This is a genomic window from Anabaena sp. UHCC 0204 (assembly GCF_009711975.1).
In the GTDB taxonomy this organism is placed as follows: Bacteria; Cyanobacteriota; Cyanobacteriia; order Cyanobacteriales; family Nostocaceae; genus Dolichospermum.
Window position 1 is genome coordinate 18921 of record NZ_VIKW01000018.1, and the last position, 14662, is coordinate 33582.

Genomic DNA, 14662 nt, shown 5'->3' on the forward strand with positions numbered 1-14662 from the left:
AAAAAAATTGTAGAAACGTTCTATAAAACATCTCTACAAGAGTTATGGAAAACTTTTGAATGAAACAATTATCAATTGTCAATTGATAAAAGGAATATTATTTACCTGTACTAGGTTTGAGTGACAACAACATTTCCATTTGAGTTATTGATTTATTAGGGCTAGTGACAGTCACACCAAGTCCACGAATGGAAGCGAGGATAGCAGTAGCCTCTGAAGGTAAAGGTTGACTTTGAGCGGCTAAACGCTCAATTATGGTAGCGGTTTTGTCCATATCTAAATAAAAATAACCACTATTGGGAGTTTGCAAAGAACTGGTTACAGTTTTAAAGGTATCAGTTTGATCAAGTGCTTGACCTTTACGATCTGCTAATGTTTCGGCAATAGGTCCGCCAATAGCCAGAAATACAGTATCATCATCTAGCCAACCATGAGCCAGAAGAGCGCCTTGTTGGGGAATTTGCCATTCTGTTACATTTTTACCACCAATTGTTCTTTGAGCAACATTGAGAGATTGTTGTTTAGCCAGATTATCGAGTTTAGTAAAGGTAGCTTCGGCAGTTTGGCGATCGCTCGTATCCAATACTAATGCACCTCCAAACCCGACATTGGCTAATAAACCTTGATTAGATTGAATCGCACCAAAACCAAATTCTCCATTCATCCATCCGAAAATATCTTTATCTAAATCTAATTGGAAATTTTTTAATTGACTCCGAGCTTGTTGAAGTCCTTGATTTAATTCTGGATAATCTTTTGATTGTTCAACTAGAGTTTGCCACGTTTTACTAATCCCTTTGCCACTTGCTAACGCAAATGTTTCACCAGGAAATTGTCCGACTATTTTTGCGGGTGTGGTTTCATATTGAAATTTATTCAGTTGAGGATCTAAATTAACCACAGCTTTTAATCTCAATCCAGCGTCATCTACTCCTACAGCGGCAACAAGTGATTTCACTTGTTTAATTTGTGCCATAGTTTGTGGGGGCAATTGTCTCGTTTGAGAATTTAAAGCTGTTAATTGTTGTACCATATTGGCATAATCAGGTACATAAATTTGAGCTAGACTATTCTTAACATCTACACTTTTGTTGAGAATATCACTTGCCCCTTCTTTCGTAGCAAAGGAAGGTTCACCTTTATAGGTATCAATAGCTTTTTCTACAGCTTGTTTATTTGATGTTAAAAGCAAGTGGTCATTATTCAAAACTGTTGTATATGTAGGCTGACCTTGACCTTTAGTTTCAATAATTTTTTGCCCTTTGTAGTCTGATTCTTGAGTTTTGACATTTTTTTGCTCTTTCAACTTATTGGCAAAATTTAGAGCAGCCAGTTTATCCTTAATACCTACTACCAAGAGTATATTTGGTTCTTCCGATGAGCGTAAATTAGCCTGGGATACTTTTTTCGCTTCTGGTGGTAGTACCGCAATCATCACACCACCAACCCAAGGTTTAATATCTGCTTCGTAAGAAATTTTACTATCACTCAATATTTCTTGGTTGAAATCTTTTAACCCTTTTGTCAATAATTGCTGTGCTTGAGGTGTACCAAACTGCTGCAACTTATTCCAGGATTCAGGATTAGTATCAATGTAAGTTGCCATTAATGCAGTTGCGGGTACTAACTTAGCACTACCTAAAGGGCTAGAACTTTCTGTACCGCCTTTGAGGTACATATAAGCTGCTATACCTCCCGCTAAGATTACAGTAGTACCAATTACGGGAATTAAAAACGATGATTTCTTTTCAGACATTAGTAGAACATCCTTATTTAAGTAAAATTTGTAACAACTTTTATGAAATATTCACTGCCTGGTGCGGGAATTTATCTAAATAGATTCTGACTTATTAATCCTTTTTTGATCATTATTCTTTGCTAATTTAACGGTATTTGCTGATAAAATTTAGTGTTTCGGCTCACCAAGTTAATTCACAATTGGCTCTAAATAATACTTCACTATGGTCAGGAATGAATCCGCAAATCATGTTTCATTTGTCAACATCGCTGCTTGAAAGGAAAAAAAAGCCAAAAAATTCTTCTTTCTCAATCCTTACTCTGGCAGTGCGAGGTAATTGTCAATTGTTTAAACCTAAATCCTTACGAAAACAATAGTCAATTTGTCACCTCCAAGCTATTCTAATAAATATATGAAAAATTGGTAGTATTTGTACTCAATAACAATTGATCACGGATCAAGCTCGATTTGATCCGAGGCAGCCAGGAGTGCATAGACTATAAGGTTTTGAGTGTAGCAGAATATCTGTCAATCTGTGGACTTAATAGCGCCGACGCTACTAGGAGCAAACAGTAAGAAAATGTCAGACTGCGCTACACTTCATCAGAGAGATTGTTAGCATTTTTTGTATCAGTGCAAAATATAAGCTGACATCAGGGTATGCAGATGTGGAAGATGGGTAGATTACATCAAATCCTCCAACCTGTAGAGACGTTCCGGTGTAACGTCTCTAGTCAACAGTCATTTGGACTGGGGATATGCACCTGATAATGCTATTTATTATGACTTACATCCCATTAGACGTTTCAGGATTAGAAGGCTAGAAATTATCAATGTCGCAGTCTTATTTTGATATCGAAAAAACCGCACACAAACGGTTTGAGTTACCAGGGGCAAAACCACACTATAACCCTGATCGACCTGGACAGGTAGAGCATATTTTTCTGGATTTGAGTTTGGATATTCCCAATCAAAGTTGCTACGGATCGTGTAGCATTCGCCTATTGCCAGTCCGTAATGGGATTGATAGGTTAACTTTGGATGCGGTAAATCTCAAGATTAAGTCTGTCCAGGTAGACGAAGTTGAGCAGAAGTTTGAATATGATGGCGAAAAACTGTGTATTCAACTGTCTCAACCGACAGAAATCGGTCATCGTTTGTTAATTGCGATCGCCTATGCAGCCGAAAAACCCCAACGGGGGATTTACTTTATTCAACCAGACAAACATTACCCCCACAAGCCTACCCAAATCTGGACTCAAGGTGAAGACGAAGATTCTCGCTTTTGGTTTCCTTGTTTCGACTACCCTGGACAATTATCAACTTCAGAAATTCGCGTCCGTGTTCCTAACCCTTTGGTGGCTATCTCCAATGGTGAACTAATTGACACTATACAGGAAGAAAAATACAAAACTTACCATTGGTCACAACAACAAGTTCATCCTACCTATTTGATGACGTTAGCTGTTGGTGACTTTGCGGAAATTCGGGATGAGTGGCAGGGTAAAGCTGTTACCTATTACGTCGAAAAAGGGCGAGAAGCCGATGCTCAACGCAGCATGGGCAAAACTCCCCAAATGATCGAATTTTTGAGCCAAAAGTATGGTTATGCTTACGCTTTCCCCAAATATGCCCAAGTTTGTGTAGATGATTTTATTTTTGGAGGAATGGAAAATACTTCCACAACTCTATTAACTGACCGCTGTTTATTAGATGCACGTGCAGTATTAGATAATCGCAATACTGAAAGTTTAGTTGTTCATGAACTAGCACACCAATGGTTTGGGGATTTGGTGGTGATTAAACATTGGTCTCATGCTTGGATTAAGGAAGGTATGGCTTCTTATTCTGAGGTGATGTGGACAGAACATGAATATGGCGACCAAGAAGCCGCATATTATCGGTTGTCGGAAGCGCGGAGTTATCTCAATGAAGATAGCAGTCGTTACCGCAGACCAATGGTAACTCATGTTTACCGGGAAGCGATCGAACTTTATGACCGCCATATTTATGAAAAAGGATCTTGTGTTTATCACATGATTCGGGCAGAATTGGGCGATGAATTATTTTGGCAAGCTATCCAAACATTTGTTCAAGATCACGCTCATCAAACTGTCGAAACCATAGACTTATTAAGGGCTATTGAAAAAGCCACAGGACGCAATCTGGCTTTCCTGTTTGATCAATATGTCTATCGTGGTGGACATCCTGATTTTAAGGTAGCTTATTCCTGGGATGGAGATGCAAATTTAGCGAAGGTGACTGTTACCCAAACCCAAGCTAAAGCCGAAAGTAAGGATTTATTTAATCTCAGAATTCCCATTGGTTTTGGATATAAAGAAAATCCACAACTAACAACTTTTACAGTCCGGGTACATGAAAAGGAACAAAGTTTTTACTTTCCTTTAACACAAAAGCCTGATTTTATTAGTTTTGATGTTGGTAATAATTACTTAAAAACTGTCATTTTAGAATACCCAATTTCTGAATTAAAGGCACAATTAGAATTTGATCCTCATCCCATTTCTCGTATTTATGCAGCGGAAGCTTTAGCCAAAAAAGGCGGATTAGAAGCTACTTTAGCCCTATCCTCAGCTTTGAAAAATGATCCTTTTTGGGGTGTGCGAGTCGAAGTTGCTAAAGAACTAGCAGAAATTCAATTAGATCAAGCTTTCGATGGTTTAGTGGCTGGTTTAGATGATCCTAGTCCCTTTGTGCGGAAGGCAGTCATTAATTCTCTATCAAAAATTAAAACTCATACTAGCTATAAAGCTGTCAAGGGTTTTGTGCAGAATGGGGATGAAAGCTACTATGTAGAAGCTGCTGCTTGTCGGACTATTGCAGCGATCGCAGCGGCGCATTTAGAAGATAAACCCCATGAAGATAAGGTAATCAAGTTACTCAAATCTGTGCTAGAAGAACGGGCAGGTTGGAATGAAGTTGTCCGGAGTGGGGCTGTAGCTGGTTTAGCTGAATTCAAATCTTCGGAAGCGGCTTTAAATTTACTACTGGAATACACAAAAATTGGTATACCGCAACCATTACGCCTTGCAGCTATTCGCGCTGTCGGGAAAATTTCCAGAGGTCAAACTCCCGCTAATATTGAACGGATTTTAGATCGATTAGCGGAAATCGCCAGAGAGACTTTCTTTTTAACCCAGGTAGCAGTTTTGACAGCCTTGGGACAAATGGAAACCCCAAAAGCCATTAGTATTTTGCAATCTTTAGCCAATCAAACCGCAGATGGCCGTGTCCGTCGCTATGCGGAGGAAGAAGTCGCTAAAGTGCAAAAAAATATCGGTACAGACAAAACCCTACGTCATTTGCGTGAGGAACTAGATCAACTTAAACAGCAAAATCAGGAGTTGAAAAGTCGGTTGGAAAATCTGGAAGCGAAATCCAAGTAAGTTAAAAAGGTGGTTAAAAACCACATCTACACAGGCAAAACCCACCTCCGTGGGTTTCAATCTGTGAATTGTATTCACCTCATGAGATTATCTAGGGAATGTCATTTTTATGCCAGTGATTACCATTCGGGAACAACAGCAAACAGCAATAGGATTTGCAGCCAGTCTCAGTTTTGGCGATGGTGAATATGACATTACCATTACTGACCCCTTTACTCCCCAGGAAGAACACGAATTAGAATGGTATTTTGAAGAGTGGCTGGTTTTTCCCATGACTGGGACAGTCAAAGCTGAAAGGGCAAAAAACAGCGTTAAAACCTACGGTGAAAAGCTGTTTGACCAAGTTTTTCAAGATCGGAAAGCATACAGCAAATATCAACAACTTAAAAATAATCTCGGTCAAGTACAAATAGAAATAATTAGTAAAACGCCGGAATTTCAGGCATTACATTGGGAAGCATTGCAAGACCCAGATTTTCCCCGACCTTTAGCTGTAGATTGTGTAATGCTGCGAAAAAGCGTTAACTCTGCTGTTGGGGCTGTAAATTTGCAACCTTCCCCAGTTATTAATTTGCTGGTAGTGGTAGCGCGTCCTGATGAAGAAAAGGATGTGGGTTATCGGACAATTTCCCGTCCTATGTTGGAGTTGATCAAAAATGGTCAATTGCGGGTAAAGGTGGAGTTGCTGCGTCCAGGCACATATCAAGCATTATCTCAGCATTTGGAAGCCAAAGGCGCGAATTTTTATCACATCATTCATTTGGATATGCACGGGGCGTTATTGACTCATGAACAGGTGCAGAAACCCGGTGCAGTTAATCGTTATTTATTCAAAGGACGCTATGGACGGGATGACTTGCAGCCTTTTGAGGGTATGAAGGCGTTTTTGGCGTTTGAGGGAGAGAGTCAGGGAAAGCTTGATTTGGTAGAAGCATCGGAATTAGCCGCTTTGCTGACTGGTAAGGGTATTCCTGTATGTATTCTCAATGCGTGTCAGTCAGGTAAACAGGTGAAATCACCTCTCCCTCAAAATAATCTAAATAATGTAGAGACGTTACATGGAACGTCTCTACAAAACACAGAAAAAGAGGTCAGAGAAACCAGTTTAGGAAGTCGGTTGATGAGTGCGGGAATGCAGATGGTGGTAGCAATGGGTTATTCTGTCACCGTGACTGCGGCTAAGTTGATGATGGAACATTTGTATAAACATTTGTTTGCAAATAAACCCATCACGGAAGCAATTAGATTAAGTCGGCGAGAATTGTTTAATGATAAGGAACGCAAAGCCTATTTTAATAAATTGATTAAATTAGAAGATTGGTTATTACCTGTGGTTTATTATAACCAGTCGGTGAATTTTAATTTACGTCAGTTTACACCAGAAGAAAAAGAGAAATATTTTGAAACTGTTGCTAGTGAATATCGGTTTACTTTACCGACTTATGGCTTTGTCGGGCGAGATTTGGAAATTCTCAAAATTGAGAAGGCGTTGTTAAAACACAATATTTTGCTGTTGCAGGGTATGGGAGGAACAGGAAAAACAACTCTGTTAAATTATCTGCGGGAATGGTGGCAGAAAACCGACTTTGTTAAAAATGCCTTTTATTTTGGTTATGATGAAAAAGCCTGGACACTCGAACAAATTTTATTTTTCATTGGGCAGGAATTATATAAAAATGAGAAGGATAAACTTAAATTAGCTGAGTTTCAGGCAATGAATCTGATAGCGCAACAAGGGGAATTAATCACTAAATTTAAATCCGAAAAATACGCTGTGATTTTAGATAATTTAGAATCTATTACAGGACAACAATTAGCAATTCAAAATACATTACCAGAACTAGAACAGAATCAAATCCGCGATTTTATTGGGCGGTTGGTTGGTGGTAAAACTTTAGTAGTTTTTGGTTCTCGCAGTCAAGAAGAATGGTTACAGCAACAAACTTTTAAATTCAATCTTTATGAATTGCAAGGATTAGATCAAGAAGCGCGGACGGAGTTAGCGGAGAAGATTTTAGAAACAAATATACCTCCACACAAAATTGAGAAAATTCGCCAAGATGGGGATTTTCAGAAGTTAATGAAATTGTTAGCTGGTTATCCCTTAGCAATGGAAGTTGTGTTAGCAAATTTGCAAAAGCAAACACCACAGGAAATTTTACAGGGTTTGCAAGCAGCGGATGTAAATTTAGATGTTGCTAGTGAGGATAAGACTAAGAGTATTTTAAAATGTGTGGAATATTCTCACAGTAATTTATCACCAGAAGCGCAAAAATTACTGATTTGTTTAGCTCCTTTTAGTGGGTTTATACTTCGTGATGGTATTGATAATTATATCAATGAATTGCAGAAATTAGAGCTTTTTCAGAATTATCGGCTTGATAAACTTGATGATGCTATTCAAGAGGCAATTAACTGGGGTTTATTATCCCCAATGGAGACAGGTTCACCTCTATTAACAATTCAGCCTGTATTTCCCTACTTTTTGAAAACTAAATTAGCAACGGTTGATACTGCAACTTGTGAAGCTTTGCAAGAGGGATTTAAAACCCATTATTTAGGTTTAGCTGGTTCTTATGATGAGTTAATGGAATCTAAAGATGCCCAAGAGCGACAATTGGGGATATTTTTCTGTAGTTTAGAATATGAGAATTTATATAATGGGTTACAAATTTGTTTGGATAAGCAAGAAGATATTAGTATATACTTATGTTTAGATAAGTATTTTGAATTAAGTCAAGATAATCTTAGTAACCTAAAATTAGCAACAACAATTTGTCAGCATTTAGATAATTATTCAACTACATTTATTAAGGGTGATTTAGGTTATCAAATTCCATTTGCAATTCAACGATTGGGTAATTGTCAACTGTCATTACAGCAGTGCGAGCAAGCCAGACAATCCTACGAAAAGGCCTTGAAACTTTATGATGCATTACAGTATGAAGACAAAAAACAAAAACAACTTTGGAAGGCAGATGTATACCATAATTTAGGAGTAGTTGCTCAAGGAATACGCAGATTTAAGGAGACAAAACTTTATTATCAACAAGCTTTAGCTATCAAAATTGAATATGGGAATAGAGATGAACAAGCTGCTACATACTACCAATTGGGACGAGTCACCCAAGAATTGCGGGAGTTTAAAGAAGCACAAAACTATTATCAACAGGCTTTGGATCTCTATATCGAATTTGATGACCCGTATGAACAAGCAAGGGCATACGGACAATTGGGTAATATAGCCCAAGAAACACGAAAATTTACAGAGGCTTTGTATTACTATCAACAGGCTTTGGATATCAAAATTAGATATCAGGATCGCTACTCACAAGCTGTGACTTATCATAATTTGGGAAATGTAGCCCAGGAGTTAGGCGAATATGCCCAAGCACGGGATTATTATCAACAAGCTTTAGCTATCAAAATCGAATTTGGTGATCGCTATTCTCAAGCTGGAACATACCACCAGTTGGGAATAGTAGCCCAACAAATGCGGGAATATGCCCAAGCACGGGACTTTTATCAACAAGCTTTAGCTATATTTATCGAATCTGATGATCGCTTTTCTCAAGCTAGAACTTACCACCAGTTGGGAACAGTAACCAAAGAAATGCGGGAATATGCCCAAGCACGGGACTTTTATCAACAAGCCTTAGCTATCAAAACCGAATTTGGAGATCGCTATTCTCAAGCCTCAACTTACCAGAATTTAGGCCTACTTGCAGAAGCACAGGAGGATTATACAGAAGCGAGGGTGAATTTACAAAAAGCCTTAGAGATATATGTTGAATATAAAGATGAATATAGGGCGAATATTGCGAGGGAGATTTTAGAGAGATTACCGAAATGATTAGAAATTAATAACTTTTTAAAGCACTTCCCATTCATCTCTGTTGATTTGAGCTTGTTTTAATATCTTTGCTAGTAAGCTTTTGCTAATATCTCCTTCATGGGGATTAGGAATTATTAATCTCACCTCATCTCTAACCATAAATTGATGTCTTGTCCCTGAATATGGACCCTCAAAACCAAGTTGTTTCAGGTAATAAATTAAATCCCGGCGACTAATAGCCCCAAAGCTTGGCATCAAGCTACATCCTTTTTCAAAGAAAGGTAAATACCATCTAATTCAGGTATCTTATGTCCTAACTGCAATCCTAAAACAATCCATTCTTCCAAAGATTGTTTTAATTCTTCCCGACAATTTTCCAGTGTAGGTGCATTGGCATATAAACCTTGTAATTCAGGGACTTCAGCGTAAAAAGTACCATCATCTAAAAGTTCATATTTGGCTCGGTTTAAGGCTGCTTGAATGTACTCTGTTATCATTTTTTTGTCTAATGTTCACTCTGGTAATCCAAATTTTTAGCTCAAGTCTAGCTCTCTGATGACATTGTAAGCTGAAAATTAAAATCCTATATATTTGTGTAATAGACTATTCCAGGACGGGGAAACCCCGCCCCTACATCATAAATTATTTGGCTGGGGGTAAAGTTCCACCACTAGCAACCGGCGGTTCTGTGTAATCGCAAAAGATATTTACCCCTATTTTCAGGATATACAAAACTATAACAGTAGCGATCGCTGGATCAAGAGGTAAACCACTAGATGAGGCTAAACCCACTAAAGAAACTATTGCACCTGTGAGTAGAGGAGAACTACCGGGATTTTTCGTATATTCCTTGATTTGACCACGAAATCCGTCATCACCGCAAAGCTCATTTCGCAAAGTTTTCAGGGTGATATCCCACAGAGATTTACCTTCCACCATCATGGCTTGACCATTTTTTTCTTGCCATAAATCTTGAAAAGCCATTTCCATGTCGCCATTATGCCTTTCTAAATGAGCCATTGCTTCCAAGCCGGGGGTATAATCGGGCATTAATTCCCGCATAGCTTGGATTTCACTGCTGGTTACTTGCATAGCTGATTGAGATTGTTTACTGAGTGGTGTCAAAATTAACTACATTATGGAAAGGCATTAGTCATTAAAAAAAGATAAAATACCCCAGATATAACCAAAAAGTTTGTACTTTTATAAAGTATAATTAAGAAATAGATAAATAAATCTAGCTAAATAGGCTTAGTTCGTCACCTATTGCTCCTAGATGTGGTTAAAGTTTCTTTACTAGAGCAAAAACTACCATTTTCCTGTGTTAACTACTAAGTTAGCATTCAGGATGACGGTGAATGTATCAATTTCCCAGTTGGAGAGGCAAATAAAGGCGTGGGTCAGTATCAACCTGCTGAATTAAAGCAGTATAATCCAGAGGCGATCGCTCGTTACTTTCGTTACCGTCCCTGGTTAGCCTGGGGACGATTACTGAGAATCTTATGGTCTTTTGCAGGATTTATACTTAGTCTCAAATGGGACGAATGGCAAGATCAGGTGGAGGAAAATCAAGGGAAACGCGCTACCGAGTTGCGAACCCTTCTCACCCGTCTGGGTCCGACATTTATCAAAGTTGGTCAAGCCCTTTCGACTCGTCCCGACTTAATCCGCAAAGATTTTTTAGAAGAACTGATCAAGCTACAAGACCAGTTACCACCTTTTGATAATGGTCTGGCATACCAGATTATTGAAACAGAGCTAGATCGCTCAATTAGCGAAGTTTTTCGGGAACTTTCCCCTCAACCCGTAGCAGCGGCTAGTTTGGGTCAAGTCTACCGGGGACGGTTACTGAGTGGTGAAGAAGTGGCTGTGAAGGTACAACGCCCCAACTTACGCCCTTTACTGACAAAAGACTTGTATCTCATGCGTTGGGCTGCCAGTTGGCTTGCTCCTTGGCTACCGCTGAATCTTGGTCACGATTTAACTTTAATTGTTGATGAGTTTGGCACAAAGTTATTTGAGGAAATTGATTACATCAATGAAGGCCGCAATGCGGAAAAATTTGCCCATAATTTCCGTAATGATCCTCAAGTAAAAATTCCTAGTATTTATTGGCTTTATACCAGTAATCATGTTTTAACACTGGAATGGATTAACGGCTTTAAACTCACAGATACTCAAAATATCCAAGCGGTAGGTCTCAACCCAGAGGACATTATTCAAATTGGTGTCACTACAGGTTTGCAACAACTATTAGAGCATGGTTTTTTCCATGCCGATCCTCATCCTGGCAATTTGTTCGCTATGCCCGATGGTCGCATGGCTTACATTGACTTTGGCATGATGGATCAGTTGGAAGAAACAACTAAGGAAAGTTTAGTTGATGCTTTAGTGCATTTGGTCAATAAGGATTACACCGATTTAGCTGAAGATTTTGTCAAATTGGGCTTTTTAACAGCAAATACTAATATTGCTCCTATTGTGCCGGCTTTAGAAGCTGTACTAGGAAACGCTATTGGTAAAAATGTCAAGGACTTTAACTTCAAAACCATTACTGATGAGTTTTCGGAATTGATGTATGAATATCCTTTCCGTGTACCGGCGAAGTTTGCTTTAATTATTCGTTCTTTGGTGACACAAGAAGGTATTGCTCTCAGTCTCAACCCCAATTTCAAAATTGTGGAAGTGGGTTATCCCTATATCGCCCGGCGGTTATTAACTGGCGAATCTCCAGCATTGCGGCGGCGGTTATTGAATGTATTGTTTAAAGATGGTAAATTCCAGTGGCAAAGGTTAGAAAACCTCATTACCATTGCTCGGACTGATAGCCAATTTGATGTTTTACCAACAGCAAAAATGGGTTTGGAATTCATCCTTTCAGAAGAAGGTAAATTTCTCCGTCGTCAGTTGGTATTAGCTCTCACTGAAGATGACCGTTTACACACAGAAGAAGTCCAACGTCTATGGGATTTAGTCAAGGATGATTTACCACCAAATCGCTTACTAAATGTTGCAATTAGCCTATTAACCGAGTTCTCAAAAGAAGGTGTAGCTGCTATTTTGCCTAAATAATCCCTCTGCTAATAAAAACGAATTTTAATAACACTCAGGAGTTTTAATGTACTATTACCCTCTGCAACCGCCTTACTTTTTACTATTAGTTGGTTTTCTCACTGCTTTAACTTCTGGCATAGCTTTATCTGGAACATTAAAAGTAATTGTCCAGCAATGGCCAAAGGATAAGTCTACTGAAGAGAAAACAAATACCCGTTCTTTTTATAAACAATTATTAGTACCATTCTTTGGGATTACTGCTGGTGTTTGTTTATTTCTCTCTTGTGGTTTAGAGATATTTGGTTTTCCCTCTGGTTTAGCTGTAGGTGTGGGTTTACCAATGAGTCTGCTAACTTGTGTATTTGTTTGGTGGCAGTTAGGAGGTTTGTTAGATTATGTTAAAACCCAAGGAATGCAATCTTTAGATTTAGATTCTTGGTCTTAGATATAAAATCAATATGTAGAGATTTTTTAAGAAACGTCTCTACATTCAAACTCTATATTTGGCTTTTTACCTATTTCATCAAAATAGCTAAGTAGGTAGGTGGGAAAACTTATAACTATGTCATTGCGAGTGGAACGCAGCAATCCCAGGAGTTTTGGATAATTTACAGTTCGTTACATAGTTGGGTTGATTAGCATCTACCTACTTAATCACTTCTTTTTTATTTGCCGGATTTGGTTTTTGACATTATCAACAGTTTCTTGCAACTGACTTTTTTTTACAGGTGCGGGAATAGTAGCAGGTGGTAAACTAGGATGCAAATTCCGATAATATTCCCAAATTTCCCAATATGGACAACCTGGTTGAATTTTAATTCCTGCCCAATGAATGTATTGTAGAGGTTGATTGACTGTTGGATCAAATAAGGTATTACCTTGAATTTGAAAATGTGGTGTTCCTCCCCAATTTCCTGGTCCTTTACCTTCCCTACGGACGATGTTAAAACGCCGGGGAATACGCTTTAGTAGCATATAGTTGATAATTGGTTGATCTGAGGTTTTTTCAGAAAAATCAAAGTATTCTGGATGGGATGCACATTCGGTAAATGTTTCATACAAGTCATTTTCGGAAATTAAGTTTTTCTTAGAACCCCAAAAACCACCGTTGAAAATTTCTTTAACTTCATTATTTGTAAATACTTTATTTTCTAGGACTTGGGAGCTAAAAACGTTTTTAATTCCCCCTAAATGTTGATAATCACAACAGATAAAGTCAGTATTTGCTAAATAATTAAGATTATCAATTATTTTTTCAAAGACAACAATATCAGTATCAATATACAAAAATTCATCAAATTCTCCAAACCAGCAAGCTTGTTTACGAAATTGATTAGGACGAGCAAAAAATTTACCCCCAAAGGTTTCGTATAATCTTTGGGAAAGACGATCAATAAAATCTAAGTCTTCGTAAACTTTTACGCCATAATTTTCCCCCAGAATATCAGCAATAGCGTGATAATTGTCATCATAAGGAATCATGACAACTGGTGTTTCAGTATCATGTAATCGAATGCTATTCAGGAGAGCGATCGCTTGATCTGTCACCTTATCATTAGCAATAATATAAATTCCCCTAGTCATGAATTAATCCTCTACTTTTTATTTAATCCTAATTTTCTGATAATTCGTGTTCCTAAACTGGGAGGAGCATCATAAGCCTTTGGTTTAGTTGTAAATTTTGGTCGTTGTTCTGGTTCGTGCAAATAACGATAGTGCAAGAAAAGATCCCGGTAAGGAAAATCAATATTTTCTCCAGCGCAAACTTGATTAAATATTTTTGAGGATAAGCCAATGTAATGTAAATAAGTTAGTCTATTACCTTGATCATAAATGAGATTATCTTTAATCTGAAAATGGGGAGAGGTTATACAACATCCTGTTTTTTCTTGATGAGATAGATGAGTGGCAAAATTATAATTGGAAATACCTGAACGCATTACTAGATAGTTGAGAATTGTTTGATCAGGAGCCATGTCATAGAGAAGTTCTGCTTCTCCTTGTCGTAATTTTTCTAGTAATGAAATACGCATTGGTTCAGGAAATATATCTTTTTTAGAACCATAAAATCCTGAGCAAAATATTTCTGTTTGTAGTTGTTCAGATGTAAATAACTCTGTTAATTTAACTGATTCTATATCGTAAACATGAGATAAATCGGTGTATTGAAAATCATATACTACCCAATCATTTTGCTCTAGCTTTGCAAAAATCTGATCTAGAGGACTGATTAATAAAGTATCAGCATCCATATAAACAAAACGATCAAATGGTCCATCGAAGGCACAATAGCGCCGATGAGTGCCAATTCGGTGATATTTATCTTTACCTATAGATTGCCAATGTTTATGGGCTGTAGGATGGGCATCCCAAATATCCTTAACAAATTCATCCCATTTATCAATTGAATTTTGGCGATCGTAAAGTTGTACATGAGGACGTTTAGCAATTTCCGTAGTAATTTGCGCTGTATTCCCATCATAAGGATAGATACATACAGGCATTTTTTGACCATAAATTGCCTCTATACTATTGAGCAGGGCAATAAGTTGGTCATAAACTTTGTCATTGGCAAGGGTACAGATACCATCCATATATAATTCCAAACAATGTAAATTTATAAATTTA

At 37.9% G+C, this 14662-nt stretch carries 10 protein-coding genes; 4 read left to right on the forward strand and 6 right to left on the reverse strand.

The genetic code is table 11. The annotated features are described in order from the left end of the window. Positions 1 to 97: 97 nt before the first annotated feature. Positions 98 to 1756, reverse strand: coding sequence for a DUF3352 domain-containing protein (locus tag FJR04_RS15300; RefSeq protein ID WP_168496239.1), 1659 nt, complete (start codon positions 1754 to 1756; stop codon positions 98 to 100). A gap of 815 nt (positions 1757 to 2571) precedes the next feature. Here FJR04_RS15300 and FJR04_RS15305 point away from each other — a divergent pair. Both FJR04_RS15305 and FJR04_RS15310 read left to right on the forward strand, forming a co-directional pair. After that, the gene (locus FJR04_RS15305; RefSeq protein WP_168496241.1) at positions 2572 to 5145 is read left to right on the forward strand and encodes a M1 family metallopeptidase; all 2574 of its coding nucleotides are present in this window, start codon (positions 2572 to 2574) and stop codon (positions 5143 to 5145) included. A gap of 109 nt (positions 5146 to 5254) precedes the next feature. Further along, the gene (locus FJR04_RS15310) at positions 5255 to 8998 is read left to right on the forward strand and encodes a tetratricopeptide repeat protein (protein ID WP_168496243.1); all 3744 of its coding nucleotides are present in this window, start codon (positions 5255 to 5257) and stop codon (positions 8996 to 8998) included. Between the two features lie 18 nt (positions 8999 to 9016). On the opposite strand, the gene FJR04_RS15315 is transcribed toward FJR04_RS15310, so the two are convergent. The 3 genes from FJR04_RS15315 to FJR04_RS15325 all read right to left on the reverse strand — a co-directional run bounded on the left by FJR04_RS15315 (position 9017) and on the right by FJR04_RS15325 (position 10072). Further along, positions 9017 to 9235, reverse strand: a complete 219-nt coding sequence (locus FJR04_RS15315; protein WP_168496245.1) for a type II toxin-antitoxin system HicA family toxin — start codon at positions 9233 to 9235, stop codon at positions 9017 to 9019. Next, positions 9235 to 9477 carry a type II toxin-antitoxin system HicB family antitoxin gene (locus FJR04_RS15320; RefSeq protein ID WP_168496247.1) on the reverse strand — a complete coding sequence of 81 codons (243 nt, stop codon included), beginning with the start codon at positions 9475 to 9477 and terminating at the stop codon, positions 9235 to 9237. The genes FJR04_RS15315 and FJR04_RS15320 overlap by 1 nt, the downstream gene beginning before the upstream one ends. A gap of 145 nt (positions 9478 to 9622) precedes the next feature. Then, positions 9623 to 10072 (reverse strand): hypothetical protein, encoded by a 450-nt coding sequence (locus FJR04_RS15325; protein WP_168496249.1) that lies wholly within the window; start codon positions 10070 to 10072, stop codon positions 9623 to 9625. Positions 10073 to 10375: 303 nt separating this feature from the next. Between FJR04_RS15325 and FJR04_RS15330 the strand changes: the two genes are divergently transcribed. Further along, entirely contained in the window at positions 10376 to 12052 is a 1677-nt protein-coding gene (locus tag FJR04_RS15330) for an AarF/ABC1/UbiB kinase family protein (protein WP_168496251.1), read from the forward strand. Between the two features lie 46 nt (positions 12053 to 12098). Next, the gene (locus FJR04_RS15335; RefSeq protein ID WP_168496253.1) at positions 12099 to 12479 is read left to right on the forward strand and encodes a hypothetical protein; all 381 of its coding nucleotides are present in this window, start codon (positions 12099 to 12101) and stop codon (positions 12477 to 12479) included. A 209-nt stretch (positions 12480 to 12688) separates the two neighbouring features. Here the strand turns inward: FJR04_RS15335 and FJR04_RS15340 are convergent, their stop codons facing one another. Both FJR04_RS15340 and FJR04_RS15345 read right to left on the reverse strand, forming a co-directional pair. Further along, positions 12689 to 13618 carry an Npun_R2821/Npun_R2822 family protein gene (locus tag FJR04_RS15340; protein WP_168496255.1) on the reverse strand — a complete coding sequence of 310 codons (930 nt, stop codon included), beginning with the start codon at positions 13616 to 13618 and terminating at the stop codon, positions 12689 to 12691. Positions 13619 to 13629: 11 nt separating this feature from the next. Next, the gene (locus tag FJR04_RS15345; RefSeq protein WP_168496257.1) at positions 13630 to 14628 is read right to left on the reverse strand and encodes an Npun_R2821/Npun_R2822 family protein; all 999 of its coding nucleotides are present in this window, start codon (positions 14626 to 14628) and stop codon (positions 13630 to 13632) included. Positions 14629 to 14662 lie beyond the last annotated feature (34 nt).